Below are 19,668 nucleotides of genomic sequence, written 5' to 3'. Positions count from 1 at the left end.
CGAATGAAACCCACCGAGCGCGATGCGCGAATACGCGAGCTGGCCCGCGAGATCTGGGAGGCCGAAGGCCGCCCGGACGGCCAGCAGGTCCGCCACTGGGCGATGGCCGAACGGCTGGTGGATGCGGAAATCCGCGCCGCCGCCGAAGACCCGCCGCCGTCGCACGACACGCCATGATCCATAGCCCGGAGCGCGCATGCCGCCACGCAAACTGACCCAGCGCTCGCGCATCCGCGAGGGCCGTCCCTTCCCGCTCGGCGCCACCTGGGACGGGCTGGGCGTGAACTTCTCCCTCTACTCGGCCAACGCCACCCAGGTGGAGCTGTGCCTGTTCGACGAGCGCAACCGCGAAACCGAGCGCATCGTGCTGCCCGAGTACACGGACGAGATCTGGCACGGCTACCTGCCTGACGCGCGCCCCGGCCAGCGCTATGGCTATCGCGTGCATGGCCCCTACGCGCCGGATGCCGGACACCGCTTCAATCCCAACAAGCTGTTGCTGGACCCGTATGCGAAGCAGATCGTCGGCCAGCTGAAATGGGCGCCGCAGCTGTTCGGCTACACGCTGGGGCACAAGGACAAGGACCTGAGCTTCGACCGCCGCGACAGCGCCGCCTTCATGCCGCGCAGCGCGGTGATCGACCCCGCCTTCACCTGGGGCCAGGATCGCCGCCCGCACGTGCCGTGGCAGCACACCGTGATCTACGAAGCCCACGTGCGGGGCCTGAGCATGCGCCACCCGGCGGTGCCGGAAGAAGAGCGCGGCACGTTCTCGGCGCTGCGCAACGACGCGCTGGTGGAACACATCAAGGGGCTGGGCGTGACGTCGGTGGAGCTGCTGCCGGTGCATGCCTACGTGGACGACTCACAGCTGCTCGACCGCGGCCTGCGCAATTACTGGGGCTACAACACGATCGGCTTCTTCGCCCCGCAGGCCCGCTACATGGCCACGCGCACGGTGGCCGAGTTCAAGCAGATGGTGGCACGGCTGCACAACGCCGGGCTGGAGGTCATCCTGGACGTGGTCTACAACCACACCGCCGAAGGCAACGAGCTGGGGCCGACGCTGTCGTTCAAGGGCATCGACAACGCCAGCTATTACCGCCTCGCCGATGACCGCCGCTATTACATCAACGACACCGGCACCGGGAACACTTTCGACCTCACCAATGCCGGCGCGCTGCGCATGGTGCTGGATTCGCTGCGCTACTGGGTGCTGGAGATGCATGTCGACGGCTTCCGCTTCGACCTGGCCACCATCCTCGGGCGCGAGCGCTACGGCTTCGACCCCAGCGGCAGCTTCCTCGACGCGGTGCGCCAGGACCCGGTACTGAGCCAGACCAAGCTGATCGCCGAGCCGTGGGACGTGGGGCCGGGCGGCTACCAGGTGGGTGGCTTCCCGCCCGGCTGGGCGGAATGGAACGACCACTTCCGCGACAACGTGCGCGCGTTCTGGCGGGGCGACGCCGGCCAGCTGGCCGAGCTGGCCACGCGCCTGACCGGGTCGGCCGACCTGTTCCGCCACAAGGGCCGCCGCCCGCATGCATCGGTGAACTTCATCACCGCGCACGACGGCTTCACCCTCAACGACCTGGTCACCTACGACAACAAGCACAACGAGGCCAACGGCGAGGACAACCACGACGGCAGCGACAACAACATCTCGGCCAACTACGGGGTGGAAGGGCCGACCGACGACGTCGCCATCATTGGCACCCGCCGCCAGCAGATGCGCAACCTGCTGGCCACCCTGCTGCTCTCGCAGGGCACGCCGATGCTGCTGGCCGGCGACGAGTTCGGCCACAGCCAGGGCGGCAACAACAATGCGTATTGCCAGGACAACGAGACCACCTGGATCGACTGGGAGGCTGCGCAACTGGCGCCGGCCGCCGACCAGGCGCGCTTCGTGCGCCGGCTGCTCTCGCTGCGCCGGCGCTACCCGCTGCTGCACCGCAGCCGCTTCTTCGACGGCGAGTACGACGAGGCGCTGGGCTTCCGCGATGTCACCTGGCTGGCGCCCCATGGCGAGGAGATGACCCCGGAACAGTGGCAGGACGCCAACGCGCACGCGCTGATGATGCGGCTGGATGGCCGCGCTCCCGCCAGCGGCCTGCGCCAGGTGGCGGCGAACGTCACCTTGCTGATGCTGCTCAACGCCGACCCGGTGAACTCGGTGGAGTTCCAGCTGCCGGCGATGCACGACGAGCACTGGCGGGTGTTGATCGATACCGCCCGCCACGGTGGGCGCGCGGTGCCCGGCGGCAGCCCGTGGACGGCGCCGCCGCGTTCGCTGGCGCTGCTGGCGGTGGAGCGCGACCGCATCGCCAGCAGCGCGAAGGTGGCGCCGGATGGCGGCATGCTGCCGCATTGAGTCGGCGGGCCGCGCTTAGAATGGCGGCCATTCCACTCGGGCGATGGCCATGCTGAAGATCTGGGGACGCCACAATTCCAGCAACGTGCGCAAGGTGCTGTGGTGCGCGGAGGAGATCGGGCTGCCGTATGAGTCGATCCAGGTCGGCGGCGCGTTCGGGCAGGTGGATACGCCCGAGTACCGCGCGCTGAACCCGAACGGGCTGGTGCCGATGATCGAGGACCACGGTTTGCCGCTGTGGGAGTCCAACACCATCGTGCGTTACCTCAGCGCCCGCTATGCGCTGGATACGCTGTATCCCGCCGACCCGGCCGAGCGCGCCGTGGGCGAAAAGTGGATGGACTGGACGACCTCGAGCTTCGCCGCGCCGTTCCGCGATGTGTTCTGGGGCACGCTGCGTACCGCGCCCGAACAGCGCGATCACCAGAAGATCGCCGCCGGGATCGAACGCTGCGGCGAGCTGCTGGCGATGGTGGACGCGGCGCTGGCGAAGGCGCCGTGGTTGTCCGGGGCGAAGTTCGCGATGGGGGATATCCCGCTGGGGGCCTTCATCTATGCGTGGTTCGAGATGCCGATCGACCGGCCGGCACTGCCGCACCTGCAAGAATGGTACGAACGGTTGAAGGCGCGGCCGGCGTATCGCAAGGCCGTGATGACGGCGCTGACCTGAGGGGCGGATATGCCGTGTCCCGTCCCCGTGCACTGCGGCAGGCGCGGCTCCCGCCGCGACCGTCGAGCCCGCCGCAATCCTGATGACGCTTCCGCGGACGGCCATGGATCGTGACGATGAGGACGACGTGGAGAAGGCACTGCTGTCCGCCATGGCTGCGGAGGCGCGGGCCTACATCTCCAGCTTTTCGTGGTGTCCCGATATTCGGCGCATCGAGCTGACCTTTGGCGTGGGCGGCGTGGTAGCGCTGTTCCTGGTCGACTTTGTGTCCGCCATCGGCGGGGAAGATGACAGGCTCTGGGTCGTGGTCGGTGACATTCCGAGCGCGTACATGGTGGTGGATGGGCAACGTCCGGGACCTGCCTTGGAGAACTACTGCGACCTGATGGAAGATTGGGCGGCCGCGGTTCTCTCGGGCAGCCTCGCGCAAGCGGAGGTTTTCCCGGTGGCTGCCGCGGCGACGCGTCAGAATGCCGAGGATCTCCTGCGGCGCGTAGCCTCGCTGCGTTCCGATTTCGTGCCCTTGGCGGGCATGGATTGACGGTTGCGGCTGAGGACACACCACCAGCGCTATGCTTCAGGCAAACGGAGACCCCCACCATGCGCATCCTGCTCGCCGGCGCGACCGGCCTCGTCGGCTCGCTCGCCCTGCCGATGCTGCTCGACGATCCGCGCTGCTCGGCCGTCATCGCGCCCACGCGCCGCCCGCTCGCCGTGCAGCACGCCAAGCTCGATAACCCCGTGCTCGATTTCGATGGCATCGGCGAGGCCGCCCGTCATTGGCAGGTCGATGCAGCCATCTGCGCACTTGGCACCACCATGAAACTGGCCGGCTCGCGCGAGGCATTCCGCCGGGTCGACCACGACTACCCGCTGGCGCTGGCCGAGTCCCTGCGCGAAGAGGGCACCGCGACGTTCGTGCTCAATTCCGCGATGGGCGCCGACGTGGGCTCGCGCTTCTTCTACAGCCGGGTGAAAGGCGAGCTGGAGCGCGACCTGCGCGCGCTGCGCTTCGAGAGCCTGGTCCTCGTGCGCCCGGGCCTGATCGGCGGCGAGCGCAGCGGGCCGCCGCGTGTCGGCGAGCGCATCGGCATGGCCGTGCTCGGTGCACTTGAGCTGGTGCTGCCGCGTGCGTGGCGAATCAATCCCGCGCTGGAGATTGCCTGGGCGATGGTCGATGCCGCGCTGGCGCCGCAGCCGGGTGAGCGTGTCATCGATTCGGCACAGCTCGCCGATTGAGGCTCAGCCGCGCGCGCTGGTGATCACCGCGCCCTCGCGCATCACCAGCGTCACCGGCGTGCGTGCGACCACGTCGAGCAGCTTTTCCCACTGCGCTTCATCCAGCACGCCGGTGGCATGCAGGATGCGATGGACATGCAGCTTGCCGTCCTCGTCGCGGCGCGAACTCAGTTCGGCACTGAACTCGCCCAGCTCCCAGCCCTTCTTCTCGGCGTACATGCGCAGCGTGATCGCGGTGCAGGCGGCGAGCGAAGAGAGGTAGAGGTCGAACGGCGCCATGCCGGCATCCTGCCCGCCGAGCGCGGGCGGTTCGTCCGCGACCAGTTCGTGGTGGCCGCTGGTGATGCGGTGGGCGTAGTGCGGGCCGAGCGAGGTGACGCGGGCGTGGGCCATGGGGTGCTCCGGTGGGTGGGTCGGGTCGCGGCGGAAGCCGCTCCCGTGAGGGTGCCGTGTATCGGGATGACACGAAAGCACGCGCGTGCGCTCAAGGCCCCAGGTGCTGGCCACCATCGACGGCCAGGATCTGGCCGGTGATCCAGCGCGCCTGCGGGGAGGCGAGGAACAGCGCCGCGTTCGCCACGTCTTCCACGGCGCCGAAGCCACCGAACGGGATGCCGTCGCGGATCTTCGCGTACAGCGCCGGCTCGCTTTCGCGCCGGCGATCCCACAGGCCGCCCGGGAACTCGATCGACCCGGGCGCAATGGCGTTGACGCGGATGCGCTCCGTGGCCAGTTCGCTCGCCAGCGTCACCGTGTAGTAGTTCAGCGCGGCCTTAGCGGTCGAGTGCGCCGCCGCGCGTGGGGTGGGGCGCTGGGCATTGATCGAGGTGATGTGCAGGATCCACGGCGACGCACTGCGGCGCAGCCACGGCAGCGCCGCGCGGTTGGCGCGTACGGCGGCCATGAGGTCGATGTCGAAGCCGGCCTGCCAGCTGGCGTCGTCGGTGCCGTTGCCGAAGCCCGAGGCGTTGTGCACCACGCCGTCGATGCCGCCCATCGCTTCGGCCGCGGCGGCGATCCAGCCCTCGATCTGCGCCGGGTCGGCCAGGTCGCAGCGCTGGCAGTGCACGCGGCCGCCATGGCGCAACAGGTGTTCGCCGGCGTCGGCCAAGGCCTGCGGTTCGCGACCGCAGATCGAGAGCAGCGCGCCGGCGCGGGCAAATGCATCGGCAATGCCCAGGCCGATGCCGCGGGTGCCGCCGGCCACGAGGATGCGCTGGTCGCGCAGGGGAAGGTCGGACATGGGGGTCTCCTGCAGGGTCACCGCATTATCCGCCAGCCGCCGCGCCACGCCTGCCTTATCTCCAAGGGCTATCAGCTCATGCCGGTTCGTGGTCGCGCATCTAACCCTTCCTTTACACGCCGCGGCGCCGGCGCAGGCACAAAAGGCCGGGTCAACGGGATGGGACGAGGCAGTCATGGGCAAGCACATCACCCTTATCGGCGCCGGCTTCTGCGGTGCCGCGCTGGTCCGCGAGCTGGCGTATCGCGCCGATGCCTCGACCCGCATCACCCTGGTCGGCATGGCCGACAGTTTCGGCAGCGGCGTGGCCTATGGCGCGGCGCGGCCGGAGCACCTGCTCAACGTGCGTGCGCGCGACCTGGGCATCGACCCCGACGAGCCGGGCGGGTTCGCCGATGCGCTGCACCTGGGCGAATCCGGGCGGCAGGCCTTCCTGCCACGGCTGGCGTATGCCGATTACCTGCGTGGCGAGTTGAGCGCGGCGATGGCGTCGTCGGCCGCGCATATCGTCTGCAAGCCGCAGGAGGCCATCGCCGCCGAGCGCACGCAGCGTGGCTATCGCGTGTTCCTCGCCAACGGCGAAGCCTTCGACAGCGACCAGCTGGTGCTGGCGGTCGGCGCACTGGCGCCGCAGGCGCTGCCTGGCATCGGCCCGCGCCTGAGCGTGCATCCGCGCTATATCGGCTGGCCGTGGCAGCCCGGCGCGCTGGACGGCATCGCGCCGGACGCACGCGTGCTGATCGTCGGCACCGGGCTGACGATGGTGGATGTCGCGCTGAGCCTGCAGGGCCGTGGCCACACCGGTGCGCTGCACGCCATCTCCCGTCGCGGCCTGGTGCCGCAGGCGCACGACGCCGAGGCCGGTGCGCCGCAGGCATTGCCGCTGGCCGTGCAGCAGGCGCTGGGCGCGGGCGATCTCAACGCCGTGCTGCGCGGTGTGCGCCGCGCCGTGCGCGAGGGCGCGCCGTGGCGCGGCATGGTCGATGCACTGCGTCCGCACCTGCAGCCGCTGTGGCGCAGGCTCGATGCGCAGCGGCGCGCGAGCTTCCTGCGCCACCTGCGGCCGTATTGGGAAGCGGCGCGTCACCGCGTGGCGCCCGCCGCGGCCGGGGTGATCGCCGACCTGCGCACGCGCGGCCAGCTGCAGCTGGAGTCCGCGCGCCTGCTGCGGGCACGCTGGACACCCGAAGGGCTGGAAGCGGTGCTGCGGCGGCGCGGCGAGGACGAATCGCGCACCGAACGCTACGACGTGCTGATCCGCGCCACCGGCCTGGATACCGACATCGACCGCACCAGTGATCCATTGATCGCCGGGATGCGCGAAGCCGGGTTGTTGCAGGCCGATCCGCTCGGCCTGGGCGTGGGGGTGGACGAAGACTTCCGCGTGCGCGATGCCGCCGGCCGCGCATCCCCCGGCCTGTACTGCATCGGCCCGCTGCTGCGCGGCGCGTTGTGGGAAATCACCGCCGTGCCGGAGCTGCGCGTGGCCGCGCGGCAGCTCGCGCGCCACCTGCTCGAACCCACCCGCACGGTGGCCGCGCCACGCACGCTGCTGCGCGTGGTGGGCTGAAGGCCGGTCCAAAAAGAAGGGCCCGGGCATCCCCTCGATGCCCGGGCCCTTCCGACGAGGACGAGCGCGTCGTTACTGCGCCAGCGCGAGGTCGTCGAGCATCGCGCGCAGGAAGCGCGCCGCTTCGCCGCCGGTGGCGGCGCGGTGGTCGAAGGTCAGCGAGAGCGGAATCACCTTGTGCGTCTCCACGCCGCCCATCACCGGGGTGAGCTGGTAGCGCGCGCGGCCGGCGCCGACGATCGCCACGCACGGCGGCACCACCACCGGGGTGGCGTAGCGGCCGGCGAACATGCCGAAGTTCGAAAGCGAGATGGTGTAGCCGCTCAGCTCCGAGGCCGGCAGGCTGCGCGCCTCGACCTGCTGGCGCAGGCGGTTGACACCTTCGCGCACGCCGCGCGCATCGAGCATGTCGGCGTTGCGCAGGGCCGGCACGAACAGGCCTTCCTCGGTATCGACCGCGATGCCCACGTCCACCTGCGGGTGCAGGGTGCGGGTCAGTGCGTCGCCGTCGAACCAGGCATTGAGCGCGGGCACCGCCTTGCAGGCGACGACGATCGCGCGCACCAGGCGCACGGTGACGTCGTTGCCCGGGGTCCAGGCGTGGACGTCGGCGTCGTCGGTGAGGGTGGTCGGCACGACCTTGCTGTGCGCGTCGGCCATGACGCGCGCCATGTTGCGGCGCACGCCCTTGAGCTGTTCCGGCTGGCCGCTGGCGCTCACGCCCGGCGGCTGGGTGCGCATGGGCTTGCCGGCGGCGGACAGCGGGGTGCGCGCGGTGGCGGGGGCTTCCCTTGCAGGCGCGACCTCGGCGGCGACCTGCGGGGCGCGTGCAGCCGCGGCCGGCGTGGCGCCTGCAGCCGCCGAAGCGCTGCCGTTGGCGGCCGCCTGCTTCACGTCACCCATCGTCACGGTGCCGTCGGGGCCGCTGGCGCGCACGCGCGACAGATCCACGCCCAGCTTCTTGGCGAGCGCGCGCACGGCCGGCATGGCGCGCACGCCGCCCACGGCCACGGCCTGCTCGCTGTGCACGGTGTCCGAGCTCTGCATCGCGCCGACCACGGTACCGGCATCGGCCCGCTCGTTCTTCTCGGCGATCTCGCCGCCTTCGTCCGAGGCCACGACCTTGTCCGCCTTCGCCGGCGCCGGCTCGCCGGTCGACGGCGCATGGCCGTGCGAGTGGCCGGTGTCCTGCGCTTCGGCGCGCTGCGGCAGGTTCGGGTCCGGCGCGAACTGCGCCAGCACGCTGCCGGTGACCACGACGTCGCCCGGGCCGCCGGCCAGCTTCAGCACCTTGCCGGAGACCGGCGAGGGCACTTCGACCACGGCCTTGGCGGTCTCCATGGAAACCAGCGGTTCGTCCAGGCGAATGATGTCGCCTTCCTTCACGAACCACTCGACGATGGTCGCGTCCGGCAGGCCTTCGCCCAGGTCGGGCAGGTGGAAATTCTTGGTGTCGCTCATGGGCAGGTCTCTTCCATCAGTTCCAGGTCGGCCGCCGGCAGCCAGCCCTGCGCGCCATCCGCGCGCTCGGACCACCACCAGCCGCCATGTTCATGGTGCAACGTCACCGCATCGCCGCGGTCGGCCTCCAGCTCCCGCGCATCGTAGTCGCGCAGGGCCTCGGCGCGGCCGTCGCCGAGTGGCCGCAGCCACTCGACCGGCGCCCAGCCGGCGAGGCCGCCGTCCAGGCTGACCCACGCGAACGCCGGCCATTCCTCGTCACGCACCCCCAGCGCGACCACCTGGCCGGCGCGGAAGTGGATGGGTTTGGCGTACGGCGTGCGGTAGTCGCAGAGCAGGCGCGCCCGCATGTCAGCCAGCGGCCACGGCCTTCTTCGCCGCGGCCACGATGCGTTCCACGCTGGGCAGGTACTTCATCTCCAGGCGGAACAGCGGGATGTGGGTGTCATAGCCGGTGACGCGCTGCACCGGGGCCACGAGATCGAACATCGACTCCTCGGCCAGGCGGGCGGCGATCTCGGCACCGAAACCGGCGGTCTTCGGGGCTTCCTGCACGATCACGCAGCGGCCGGTCTTGGCCACCGATTCGGCGATGGTGTCGAAATCCAGCGGGCGCAGCGTGGCCACGTCGATCACTTCGGCGCTGATGCCTTCGCCGGCCAGCTTGTCGGCCGCTTCCAGCGCTTCCTTCACCTGCGCGCCCCAGGCGACCAGGCTCACGTCGGTGCCATCGCGCAGCACGAAGCACACGTCCAGCGGCAGCGCCTCGCCGTCGTCGACCACCACTTCCTTGTACTGGCGGTAGATGCGCTTGGGCTCCATGTAGATCACCGGATCCGGCTCGCGGATCGCGGCCAGCAGCAGGCCGTAGGCGCGCTGCGGCGAGGACGGCAGCACCACGCGCAGGCCGGGCACGTTGGTGAAGATCGCCTCGTTGGCTTCGCTGTGGTGTTCCGGGGCGCGGATGCCGCCGCCCCACGGCACGCGCAGCACCATCGGGCAGTGCAGGCGGCCACGGGTGCGGGTACGCAGGCGCGCGGCGTGGCAGATGATGTGGTCCACCATCGGGTAGACGAAGCCGTCGAACTGCGCCTCGGCCACCGGCTTCATGCCCTGCGCGGCCAGGCCGACGGTGAGGCCGGCGATGGTGGTTTCATCCAGCGGGGTGTCGAGCACGCGCTCGCTGCCGAACTTCTGCTGCAGGCCGGCGGTGGCGCGGAACACGCCGCCATTGACGCCCACGTCTTCGCCCAGCACCAGCACCGAGGGGTCGTGGGCCAGTTCCCAGGCCAGCGCCTGGGTGACGGCTTCGATCAGGGTGATGGGCGTGGCGGTCATCGCGGGGGTTCCTCGCTCGGCGGCGTGGTGGGCGGCCGCGTCGTGCGAAGCCGTGGTGCTGGCGGTGCTGCGCTTGATCTCATCCATGGCGGTTCTCCAGGGCCAGGGCCGCGGCGCGTTGGGCGAGCAGGTCCGGCGGCGGATCGGCATACAGGTAATCGAACATCGCCTCGACCGGCTGCACCGGGGTGTTGAGGTAGGCGTTGACCTCCTCGTCCACGCGCGCGCCGCATTCTTCCTTCCACGCGTTCTCGTCCGCCTCGCTCCACAGGCCCAGGCCGGTGAGGTACTTGCGCAGGCGCAGCATCGGCTCGACCAGCCACGCGTCCTTGACCTCCTGCTCGCCACGGTAGCGGCGCGCATCGTCGGCGGTGGTGTGGTCGGAGAGGCGGTAGGTCATGAACTCGATCACCGTGCCGCCTTCCCCGGCCAGCGCGCGTTCGCGCGCCTGGCGCATGGCTTCGAGCACGGCGATGAGGTCGTTGCCGTCCACCTGCAGGCAGAACAGGCCACCGGCCAGGCCCTTCTGGGCCAGGGTCTGCGCGCCGGTCTGCGCCGAGCGCGGCACCGAGATCGCCCAGCCGTTGTTCACCACGCACAGGATCAGCGGCAGCTTGTAGGCGCCGGCCGAGTTGAGCGCGGCGTAGAAGTCGGTCTTGGAGCTGCCGCCGTCGCCGCAGCTGGACACGGCGACGTGCTGTTCGCCGCGCAGCTTGAACGCCAGCGCCGCGCCGGCGGCATGCAGGCACTGGGTGGAGATCGGCACGCAGAAGGGGAAGTCGATGGCGGCATCGGCGTCGCGGGCATAGTCGTTGCCGCGCTCGTCGCCGCCCCAGTACAGCAGCACGTCGCGCGGGCGCACGCCGCGCATGAACATCGCGCCATACTCGCGGTAGCTGGGGGCGAACACGTCGCCGGTCTTCATCGAGGCGCCGACGCCGACGTGGGTCGCTTCGTGGCCCAGGCAGGAGGCATAGGTGCCCAGCTTGCCGGTACGCTGCAGGGCGACGGCCTTGGTGTCGAAGGTGCGCACGTAGAGCATCTGCTTGAACAAGGTCAGCAGGGTCTGCGGGTCGCAGGAAGCGGGCAGGTCGCGCACGGGCTGGCCGTCCGCGTCCAGGTATTGCAGGTACTCGATCTCGAACTGGGCGGCTACGGTCATGCGAACTGCACCTTCGACAGGAAGTTTCAAATGATACGAAGCGCTATGGTAAGGACTGCGTGACCGCAGCCCTTCCTGCGCCGCAGCAAGAAACATGCTGCATTCGCAGCAATTGTGCCCGTTCATTTTTGCCGCAGGCTTGTCCGCCGTGGGTTGCAGTGTTGCTGCGGTGCAAGAGTCGGCGATGGGCTGAATGCGCTAGGCGCGGGTGATTTTTCCATTGGGTTCCGCTTCAGCCGCCGGCAAGTGCTGCAGCGCATGCCCCTACCAGCGCGAGCTGCTGGGTTAACCTTGCCGCCCCTCAAGACCCCCACGCCCATGTCCGTCGACAAGAACCAGCGCGATCTGGAAGCCGGCATCCACACCGACCTGCAGGGCCGGCTGACCTACGGCGGCTACCTGCGCCTGGACCAGCTGCTGACCGCCCAGCAGCCGCTGTCCGACCCGCCGCACCACGACGAGATGCTCTTCATCATCCAGCACCAGACCTCGGAGCTGTGGCTGAAGCTGCTGGCGCACGAGCTGCGCGCGGCGATCGGCCACCTGCAGCGCGACGAGGTGTGGCAGTGCCGCAAGGTGCTGGCGCGCAGCAAGCAGGTGCTGCGGCAGCTGACCGAGCAGTGGTCGGTGCTGGAGACGCTGACGCCTTCGGAATACATGGGCTTCCGCGACGTGCTGGGGCCGGCGTCGGGGTTCCAGTCGCTGCAGTACCGCTACATCGAGTTCCTGCTCGGCAACAAGAATGCGCAGATGCTGCAGGTGTTCGGCCATGACCCGGAAGGGCAGGGCCGCCTGCGCGAGGTGCTGGAAGCGCCGAGCCTGTACGAGGAATTCCTGCGCTACCTGGCCCGTTTCGGGCATGCCATCCCCGGGCAGTACCTGGCGCGCGACTGGACGACCTCGCATGTGTCCGACCCGGCGCTGCGGCCGGTGTTCGAGCGGATCTACGAAAACACCGACGTGTACTGGCGCGAGTACTCGCTGTGCGAGGACCTGGTCGACCTGGAGACCCAGTTCCAGCTGTGGCGCTTCCGCCACATGCGTACGGTGATGCGGGTGATCGGGTTCAAGCGCGGGACCGGCGGGTCGAGCGGGGTGGGGTTCCTGCAGCAGGCGCTGGCGCTGACCTTCTTCCCCGAGCTGTTCGATGTGCGGACTTCCATCGGGCTCAGCGATAGCTGAGGTGGTTCTTGTCGCAGAGCTTTGGGCTGTCGCGCGGCGCCCGGGGGCCATGCCCCGGCGGGGGACGCCGAAAGCGGCCATCCATGGCCTCGAGCTCGTGAGGCGACATCCTGTCGCCCCACGCCCCCGCCAGGGCATGGCCCCCGGACGCCCGACAGGCCAACGCGACCTGCAGGAAGATCAAGAGCGGGGCTGCGCGGCCTGCAAAGCTCGCGCGTTTTCCGGCGGCGCTTGGCGCGTGACGTTGACGTGAATGCAGCCTGCGGGCGATCCTCGCCCGTCGCCCCGGCATGGCCGGGGGCACCCAGCCTTTCATGAATACGCAAGGGACATCCTTATGAGCGTTGACGCCGTCGCGCCGAAATCCGCCTCCGACCAGCCGCCGCCGTCCGCGCCCATCCCAGAGTTCAAGACCATCCTCGGCCATCCCAAGCCGCTGTGGATGCTGTTCATGACGGAGTTCTGGGAGCGCTTCGCGTTCTACGGCATCCGCTGGGCGCTGGTGCTGTACATCGTGGCCCAGTTCTTCGGCGGCGATGGCAGCGGCCAGGCGCCGGCCGGCCGCACTTATGGCGCGTACCTGGCGCTGGTGTACGCCGCGGCGATCTTCGGCGGCTACGTCGCGGACCGGGTGCTGGGCTACCAGCGCTCCATCCTGGTCGGCGCCAGCGTCATGGCCGCGGGCCTGTTCCTGATCGCGGTGCCGAACCAGCAGCTGTTCGAGATCGGCCTGGCGACCGTGGTGGTCGGCAACGGCCTGTTCAAGCCGAACATCTCGGCCATGGTCGGGCAGCTGTACGGCGTGTCGGATCCGCGTCGCGATAGTGGCTTCACCATCTTCTACATGGGCATCAACCTGGGCGCGATGATCTCGCCGGTGCTGACCCAGCAGCTCGCCGAGCGCGTGTTCGGCACGCAGGCGATGCCGTCCTACAAGATCGTGTTCATCGCATCGGGCATCGGCATGCTGATCAGCCTGGTCTGGTTCTTGATCGGCCGCGCGCAGCTCAAGGGCATCGGCGCGCCAGCGCCCAACACCGGCGGTTTCGCGCGCGTGATCTACGTGCTGCTGGGCTGCATCGTGGCGATCCCGTGCGTGTACTTCATGCTCGCCGCCGGCGCCAACGTGCTGCAGGGCATCCTCAGCGTGCTGTTCGTCGCGCTCGCGGTGCTGCTGCTGGCCGAAGGCATCCGCGAGGGCAAGGTGCAGCGCGACCGGGTGATCGCGATGCTGATCATTTTCGCCTTCAACGTGCTGTTCTGGATGTTCTTCGAGCAGGCCGGCAGTTCGTTCACCTTCCTGGCCGACAACATCGTCAACCGCCAGTTCGGTGACTGGACCTTCCCGACCGCGTGGTTCCAGTCGGTCAACTCCATTGCCATCATCACCCTGGCGCCGATCATCGCGTGGATCTGGATCGCGATGCGCAATGCCAACCCGTCGATCCCGCGCAAGTTCGGCCTGGGCCTGCTGTTCAATGGCCTGGCGTTCCTGCTGCTGATGTTCGCGCTGTCCTCGCTGGTGAACGATGCCGGCAAGATCCCGTTCTGGACGCTGTTCATGGTCTACGTCATCCAGTCGGTGGGCGAGCTGTGCCTGTCGCCGATCGGCCTGTCGATGGTGACCAAGCTGGCCCCGGTGCGTCTGGTCGGCTTCGGCATGGGCGGCTGGTTCCTCTCCACCGGCATCGGCAACAACCTCTCGGGCATCTTCGCCGGCGTGGTGAGCGGCGAAAGTGGCATGAGCGTGCAGTCGGCGCTGAAAGGCTATACCTTCGGGTTCTGGTCATTGCTCGGCGCCGGCGTACTGCTGTTCCTCATCGCGCCGCTGATCAACAAACTCATGCACGGCGTGAAGTAAGGAATCCTTGATGAAGAAACTGCTCACCACTGCCCTGTTCGCCCTCACCCTCGCTGGCTGCGGCCAGCAGGCCGAGGACACCCAGCCGGCGCCCAAGCCGCTGGATACGTCGATGCAGAAGCCGCCGGTGGCAGACCCGACCCAGCCGGTGGCGTCGGGCAATACGCCCACCGCCGCCGACATCGCCGCCGCGGCGGCGCTGAGCGCCAGCTTCGACCCGGCGCGCGACCCGGTCGCCGACCTGGAAACCGCCAAGGTCGAGGCCAAGCGCGGCGGCAAGCGCATCCTGCTGGACGTGGGCGGGGAGTGGTGCTCGTGGTGCCACATCCTCGACGACTTCATCGGCGGCGACGGCGAGCTGCGCAGCTTCCGCGATGCCAACTTCGTCTGGGTGAAGGTCAACTACAGCCCGGAGAACGAGAACCAGGCGTTCCTGTCGCAGTACCCGGAGATCAAGGGCTACCCGCATATCTTCGTGCTCGACAACGACGGCAAGCTGCTGCACTCGCAGTTCACCGGCGAGCTGGAGAAGGGCAAGAGCTACGATCGCAAGAAGTTCTTCGACTTCCTCAAGGCCTGGGCGCCGCCGAAGGCGTGATGTCCATGCCATGACGACAGAAGGCCCGCGCGATGCGGGCCTTCTTCGTTTCGCAGAGCGGGCTTGGCGCTACGGTGCCGCGCCGCCCTGCATGCTTTCCAGCCCGACATCGGCCAGCTTGTCGATCAGCCGGTCCAGCGTGGCGCGCTCTTCCTCGGTCAGCGGCGCCAGCAGGCGGCGTTCGCAGTCGATCACCATCGGCGCGATGATCTCGTAGGCCTCGAAGCCCGATTCGGACAGCGCCAGCACCGAACGCCGGCGGTCGTCGCCGTGCATCTCGCGCTTGATGAAGCCGCGCTCCAGCAACCGCGCTACCGCGCGGCTCACAGCCACCTTGTCCATCGCCGTGCGGTCGGAGACCTCGCTGGCCGACGAACCCGGATACAGCGCCAGCACGGTCATCACCCGCCACTCCGGGATTACCAGGCCGTAACGGTCGCCGTACACCCTGGCGATGTTCCCGCTCACGCGGTTGGACAACACGCTCAGCCGGTAGGGCAGGAACTGCTCCAGGTCCAGCAATGCGCGATTGGGTCGCTGGCCCCCGCCAGCGGGTATTTCCGGTGGGCTCATGTTGCAGTGCACCTTGATGGTTGTTTCAGGTGAAACTATAAGGGATGCTAGCTCGACCCGCCCATTCTCGCGGGTCTTCAGTCCGCCCGCACCTGTTCCGATGCGGCGGGGTCGTCCAAGCCGGAGGTACGCCATGAACGCCCAAGTCCACTCCTCGTCCGCGCCCAACCTGGGCATGCAGGTCACCACGTTCGAGAACCCCATGGGCATCGACGGTTTCGAGTTCGTCGAATTCGCCGCCCCGGCCGGCAGCCCCGTGGACCTGCACGACTACTTCCGCAAGATGGGCTTCACCGCGGTGATGAAGCACAAGTCGCGGCCGATCACGCTGTACCGCCAGGGCGGGGTGAACTTCCTGGTCAACGAGGACCCGGATTCGTTCGCCGCCGACTTCGCCGCCCAGCACGGCCCCTGCGCCTGCGGCTTTGCCATCCGCTTCCGCAAGCCGGCCGGTGAAGTGTACGAGGGTGTGCTCGCCAACGGGGGCGTGGCCATCGACCACAAGCCGGACAGCCGCGCGGTCGACGCGCCGGTGGTCAAGGGCATCGGCGACTGCATGCTGTACCTGGTGGATCGTTACGGTGATGCCGGCAGCATCTACGAAGGCGACTTCGAGCCGATCACCGGCGTGGACCAGGACCCCAAGGGCTTCGGCCTGACCTTCATCGACCACCTCACGCACAACCTGTATTTCGGCAACATGCAGCAGTGGTCGGATTACTACGAGCGGCTGTTCAACTTCCGCGAGATCCGCTATTTCGACATCAAGGGCGCCAAGACCGGCCTGGTGTCCAAGGCGATGACCGCGCCGGACGGCATCGTGCGCATCCCGCTCAACGAGTCCTCCGACCCGAAGAGCCAGATCAACGAATACCTCGACGCCTACAAGGGCGAGGGCATCCAGCACATCGCCTGCTTCACCGACAACATCTACGACACGGTCGAGGCGATGCGCGCCCAGGGCGTGACGTTCCTGGATACGCCCGATACCTATTTCGACGTGGTCGACCTGCGCATCCCGGACAACGGCGAGGACGTGCCGCGCCTGCGCCGCAACAAGATCCTCATCGACGCCGACCCGGAAACCAAGCAGCGCAAGCTGCTGCAGATCTTCACCGAGAACTGCATCGGGCCGATCTTCTTCGAGATCATCCAGCGCAAGGGCAACGAGGGCTTCGGCGAAGGCAATTTCCAGGCGCTGTTCGAGTCCATCGAACGCGACCAGATGAAGCGCGGCGTGCTGTAATCGCCGCCCACGCCCCGCCGCCGAGGAACGCCGCCATGACCACGCTCGACCTGACCCGCGGTTACCAGAGCGGCTTCGGCAACGAATTCGCCACCGAAGCCGTGCCCGGCGCGCTGCCGCTTGGGCAGAACTCGCCGCAGCGGGTGGCGCACGGGCTGTACGCCGAGCAGCTCTCCGGCACGGCGTTCACCGCGCCGCGCGGGCAGAACCGTCGCAGCTGGCTGTATCGGCTGCGCCCGGCGGTGATGCATGGACACTTCAGCGCGTACGCGCAGCCGCGTTTGCACAACGACTTCGCGCAGGGCGCGGTGTCGCCGGACCAGCTGCGCTGGAGCCCGCTGCCGCTGCCCGACGCGCCGACCGATTTCGTCGATGGCCTGTACACGATGTGCGGCAACAGCAGCGCCTCGGCGCATGCCGGCGTCGGCATCCACTTGTACGCCGCCAATGCCGACATGCGCGGCCGCTATTTCTACGACGCCGATGGCGAGCTGCTGATCGTCCCGCAGCTGGGCCGCCTGCGCCTGCTCACCGAGCTGGGCGTGCTGGAGATCGAGCCGCAGCAGGTCGCGGTGATTCCGCGCGGCGTGCGCTTCCGCGTCGAACTGCCGGAGGGCGAGGCCCGCGGCTATGTGTGCGAGAACTTCGGCGGCCTGCTGCGCCTGCCCGACCTCGGCCCGATCGGCGCCAATGGCCTGGCCAACCCGCGCGATTTCGAAACGCCGCATGCCGCGTTCGAGGACGTGGACGGTGATTTCGAGCTGATCGCCAAGTTCGAAGGCGCGCTGTGGCGCGCGGACATCGGCCACTCGCCGCTGGACGTGGTGGCCTGGCACGGCAACTACGCGCCGTACCGCTACGACCTGCGCCGCTTCAACGTGATCGGCTCGATCAGCTTCGACCATCCGGACCCGAGCATCTTCACCGTGCTCACCGCGCCGAGCGAAGTGCCGGGCACGGCGAACATGGATTTCGCGATCTTCCCGCCGCGCTGGCTGGTGGCGCAGCACACGTTCCGTCCGCCGTGGTTCCATCGCAACGTGGCCAGCGAGTTCATGGGGCTGGTGCATGGCGTGTACGACGCCAAGGCCGAAGGCTTCGCGCCGGGCGGCGCGTCGCTGCACAACTGCATGAGCGGGCACGGGCCGGATGCGGCCACGTTCGAGAAGGCCTCTGCCGCGGACCTGTCCAGGCCCGATGTGATCACCGGCACGATGGCTTTCATGTTCGAAACGCGCGGCGTGCTGCGGCCGACCGCGCAGGCGATGGACGCAACGCACCGCCAGCGCGATTACCAGCAGTGCTGGACGGGGCTGAAGAAGCACTTCGTCGCGCCCTGATTCGCCGCGGCACGACGCCGCGAATGCGGGCACGCCGGTCGCGGCCGAGGCCGCTCCTACATGGTGTTCACGCCATCGGAGGTTAGCCTGTGCGCGTCAATCGTGCCGGGGAAGCCGATGAAGCGTCCTGTTTCCACACTGCTGCTGTGCCTTCCGCTGCTCGCGGCCTGCCAACGCGCGCCCGAAACGGTCACGCCCGCGCAGGACCAAGCCGCCGCGCAGGCCGATGCCACGCAGGCCGGTGCCGACCAGCCCAGCGGCGACGTGCCGCCGGCCACCGCACCGCCCGGCACGCTGCCGCCGCGCCTGCAGCAGGGCGGCCAGGTGCTCGCGCGCTGGGACGGCTATGGCGATGTCCGCTTCGGCATGGATCCCGAACAGGTTCGCCAGTCATGGGGCGGCCAGCTCGAAGGCGCGCCCGATGCGGCCAACGGTGCGGAGGGCTGCTATTACCTGCGCCCGAAGTGGGCCGTCGAAGACCGCAGCTTCGGCTTCATGATGGAAGGCGCCAGGCTGGTGCGCTACGACAGCACCAATCCCAAGGAACTGGCGCCGGGCGGTGGCCGTGTCGGCATGCCGGAGACCGACATCACCACGCTGTACGCCGGCCATGTCGAAACGCAGCCGCACAAGTACGAGGAAGGCGCCCACGTCTTGCGGGTCACGCAGGACGGCCAGCCCGGCGTGCTGGTGTTCGAGACCGATGCGGGCGGCAAGGTCACGCGCTGGCGCGTGGGGCTGGCGCCGCAGGTCGACTACGTCGAAGGCTGCGGCTGAGGCCACCCGGCGCTGGCATGGCGCCGGCCTTGGGGTGAGAATCGCCGCAACCACAGGGAGGCCGGCACCATGCAAAGCGCCACGCTCGCGGCGACAGGGAGTTTCCTGCTCGGTGTCGTCCTGCTCGCCCTGGGGGGCGACTCCATCGTCAAGGCCGCCTCCGGGCTCGCGCAGCGCTTCGGCGCATCGCCGTTCCTGGCCGGGTTGCTGCTGGTGGCCTTCGGCACCTCGCTGCCGGAGTTGGCGGTCAACGCTCGCGCGTTTGCCGCGGGCATGGAAGAACTCGCGCTGGGCAACGCGGTCGGCAGCAACATCGCCAACCTGGGCCTGACGCTCGGCGTGGCCGCGATGGTCGCGCCGCTGGCGGTACGCATGCGCCTGCTGGGCCCGCTGCTCGTCCTGTTGATCGCCGCCACGGTGGCGGTGATCGGCTTCGGGCTCGATGGCGCCATCGACCGTTTCGAGGGCGTGCTGCTGCTCGTGGTATTCGTCGTATTGCTGGCGCTGCTGCCGGGGCGTGGGCGTCGCGAGACCGCGGCCGTGCGCGAGACGGTCGAAACGTTCGCGATGACCCGCACCGAGTTGCAGCTCAACCTGCTGCGGTTGGTGATCGCCTTGCTGCTGCTGTACTTCGGCGCGGGCCTGGTGGTGAAGCCGGCGCCGCAGCTCGGCATGGCGCTGGGGTTGTCGCCGCTGCTGGTCGGCCTGTTGCCGGTGGCCATCGCCACGGCGGTGCCGGAAATGGTCGCGGCCATCGTCGCCGCACGACGGGGGCAGGGCGACATGGTCGTCGGCCATGTCATCGGCTCGAGCCTGTTCAACCTGCTGGTGATCATCGGCGGCATGGCCGCGTGGCGCCCGCTCGCGCTGCCGGCCTCGTTCGTGCGGCTGGAACTGCCGGCCGCCATCGCCTTCGCGCTGGTGCTCTACCCGATGCTGCGCGGTGACCTGCGCATCAGCCGCCTCGAAGGCGCGATCCTGTTCGGCGCGTTCTGCGGCTGGGTCGTGCTGGAGCTATTGCTGGTCGGTTGAAGAAG

Annotated in this window: 20 protein-coding genes; 13 read left to right on the top strand and 7 right to left on the bottom strand. The window is 69.0% G+C overall.

The window, feature by feature from the left end:
• The first annotated feature begins 3 nt into the window (after positions 1 to 3).
• The 5 genes from ARC20_RS17985 (at position 4) to ARC20_RS10980 (ending at position 4,280) form a co-directional block, all read left to right on the top strand.
• A complete protein-coding gene (locus ARC20_RS17985) occupies positions 4 to 177 on the top strand; it encodes a DUF2934 domain-containing protein (RefSeq protein WP_081418151.1) in 174 nt (57 codons plus the stop codon).
• 19 nt (positions 178 to 196) lie between these two features.
• A complete protein-coding gene (glgX, locus tag ARC20_RS10995; RefSeq protein ID WP_057647028.1) occupies positions 197 to 2,371 on the top strand; it encodes a glycogen debranching protein GlgX in 2,175 nt (724 codons plus the stop codon).
• A 43-nt stretch (positions 2,372 to 2,414) separates the two neighbouring features.
• Positions 2,415 to 3,041, top strand: a complete 627-nt coding sequence (locus ARC20_RS10990; RefSeq protein ID WP_181360109.1) for a glutathione S-transferase family protein — start codon at positions 2,415 to 2,417, stop codon at positions 3,039 to 3,041.
• Positions 3,042 to 3,144: 103 nt separating this feature from the next.
• Positions 3,145 to 3,582: a hypothetical protein gene (locus tag ARC20_RS10985; protein WP_146165773.1), complete on the top strand. Its 438-nt coding sequence runs from the start codon at positions 3,145 to 3,147 to the stop codon at positions 3,580 to 3,582.
• Positions 3,583 to 3,641: 59 nt separating this feature from the next.
• Positions 3,642 to 4,280 carry a Rossmann-fold NAD(P)-binding domain-containing protein gene (locus tag ARC20_RS10980; protein WP_057647024.1) on the top strand — a complete coding sequence of 213 codons (639 nt, stop codon included), beginning with the start codon at positions 3,642 to 3,644 and terminating at the stop codon, positions 4,278 to 4,280.
• A gap of 3 nt (positions 4,281 to 4,283) precedes the next feature.
• On the opposite strand, the gene ARC20_RS10975 is transcribed toward ARC20_RS10980, so the two are convergent.
• Positions 4,284 to 4,673 (bottom strand): OsmC family protein, encoded by a 390-nt coding sequence (locus ARC20_RS10975; RefSeq protein WP_057647022.1) that lies wholly within the window; start codon positions 4,671 to 4,673, stop codon positions 4,284 to 4,286.
• Positions 4,674 to 4,764: 91 nt separating this feature from the next.
• Positions 4,765 to 5,523: an SDR family NAD(P)-dependent oxidoreductase gene (locus tag ARC20_RS10970; protein ID WP_057647020.1), complete on the bottom strand. Its 759-nt coding sequence runs from the start codon at positions 5,521 to 5,523 to the stop codon at positions 4,765 to 4,767.
• A gap of 175 nt (positions 5,524 to 5,698) precedes the next feature.
• Here ARC20_RS10970 and ARC20_RS10965 point away from each other — a divergent pair, with 175 nt between their 5' ends.
• Positions 5,699 to 7,093: an FAD/NAD(P)-binding protein gene (locus ARC20_RS10965; protein ID WP_057647017.1), complete on the top strand. Its 1,395-nt coding sequence runs from the start codon at positions 5,699 to 5,701 to the stop codon at positions 7,091 to 7,093.
• Positions 7,094 to 7,165: 72 nt separating this feature from the next.
• Here ARC20_RS10965 and ARC20_RS10960 read toward each other — a convergent pair whose 3' ends face one another.
• The 4 genes from ARC20_RS10960 to pdhA are packed head-to-tail and all read right to left on the bottom strand — an operon-like array spanning position 7,166 to position 11,054.
• On the bottom strand, positions 7,166 to 8,554 hold the full coding sequence (locus tag ARC20_RS10960) for a dihydrolipoamide acetyltransferase family protein (RefSeq protein ID WP_057647015.1): 1,389 nt from the start codon (positions 8,552 to 8,554) through the stop codon (positions 7,166 to 7,168).
• Positions 8,551 to 8,904 (bottom strand): SH3 domain-containing protein, encoded by a 354-nt coding sequence (locus ARC20_RS10955; RefSeq protein WP_057647012.1) that lies wholly within the window; start codon positions 8,902 to 8,904, stop codon positions 8,551 to 8,553. Before ARC20_RS10955 ends, ARC20_RS10960 begins: the two co-directional genes overlap by 4 nt.
• Before the next feature lies 1 nt (position 8,905).
• Complete coding sequence (locus tag ARC20_RS10950) at positions 8,906 to 9,979, bottom strand: alpha-ketoacid dehydrogenase subunit beta (protein WP_057647010.1); 1,074 nt, start codon at positions 9,977 to 9,979, stop codon at positions 8,906 to 8,908.
• Entirely contained in the window at positions 9,972 to 11,054 is a 1,083-nt protein-coding gene (gene pdhA / locus ARC20_RS10945) for a pyruvate dehydrogenase (acetyl-transferring) E1 component subunit alpha (protein ID WP_057647009.1), read from the bottom strand. Before pdhA ends, ARC20_RS10950 begins: the two co-directional genes overlap by 8 nt.
• A 318-nt stretch (positions 11,055 to 11,372) precedes the next feature.
• Between pdhA and ARC20_RS10940 the strand changes: the two genes are divergently transcribed.
• From ARC20_RS10940 to ARC20_RS10930, 3 genes are all read left to right on the top strand, one after another.
• Entirely contained in the window at positions 11,373 to 12,236 is an 864-nt protein-coding gene (locus ARC20_RS10940) for a tryptophan 2,3-dioxygenase (RefSeq protein WP_057647007.1), read from the top strand.
• Between the two features lie 337 nt (positions 12,237 to 12,573).
• Complete coding sequence (locus tag ARC20_RS10935) at positions 12,574 to 14,097, top strand: peptide MFS transporter (protein WP_057647005.1); 1,524 nt, start codon at positions 12,574 to 12,576, stop codon at positions 14,095 to 14,097.
• 10 nt (positions 14,098 to 14,107) lie between these two features.
• Positions 14,108 to 14,695, top strand: coding sequence for a thioredoxin family protein (locus ARC20_RS10930; protein WP_057647002.1), 588 nt, complete (start codon positions 14,108 to 14,110; stop codon positions 14,693 to 14,695).
• A gap of 69 nt (positions 14,696 to 14,764) precedes the next feature.
• Here ARC20_RS10930 and ARC20_RS10925 read toward each other — a convergent pair whose 3' ends face one another.
• Entirely contained in the window at positions 14,765 to 15,268 is a 504-nt protein-coding gene (locus ARC20_RS10925) for a MarR family winged helix-turn-helix transcriptional regulator (protein WP_057647001.1), read from the bottom strand.
• Positions 15,269 to 15,443: 175 nt separating this feature from the next.
• Between ARC20_RS10925 and hppD the strand changes: the two genes are divergently transcribed.
• The 4 genes from hppD (at position 15,444) to ARC20_RS10905 (ending at position 19,663) form a co-directional block, all read left to right on the top strand.
• On the top strand, positions 15,444 to 16,514 hold the full coding sequence (gene hppD / locus ARC20_RS10920) for a 4-hydroxyphenylpyruvate dioxygenase (RefSeq protein WP_108143286.1): 1,071 nt from the start codon (positions 15,444 to 15,446) through the stop codon (positions 16,512 to 16,514).
• Positions 16,515 to 16,549: 35 nt separating this feature from the next.
• A complete protein-coding gene (gene hmgA / locus ARC20_RS10915) occupies positions 16,550 to 17,854 on the top strand; it encodes a homogentisate 1,2-dioxygenase (protein ID WP_057646996.1) in 1,305 nt (434 codons plus the stop codon).
• A 117-nt stretch (positions 17,855 to 17,971) separates the two neighbouring features.
• Complete coding sequence (locus ARC20_RS10910) at positions 17,972 to 18,631, top strand: hypothetical protein (RefSeq protein WP_057646993.1); 660 nt, start codon at positions 17,972 to 17,974, stop codon at positions 18,629 to 18,631.
• A 69-nt stretch (positions 18,632 to 18,700) separates the two neighbouring features.
• Positions 18,701 to 19,663, top strand: coding sequence for a calcium/sodium antiporter (locus ARC20_RS10905; protein WP_057646990.1), 963 nt, complete (start codon positions 18,701 to 18,703; stop codon positions 19,661 to 19,663).
• The last annotated feature ends 5 nt before the right edge of the window (positions 19,664 to 19,668 follow it).

Origin of the sequence: Stenotrophomonas panacihumi (assembly GCF_001431645.1) — a bacterium.
GTDB classification, from domain to species: domain Bacteria; phylum Pseudomonadota; class Gammaproteobacteria; order Xanthomonadales; family Xanthomonadaceae; genus Stenotrophomonas_A; species Stenotrophomonas_A panacihumi.
The sequence above is the reverse complement of the archived record's forward strand: the minus strand, read 5'-3'. Positions and strand labels throughout refer to the sequence as shown.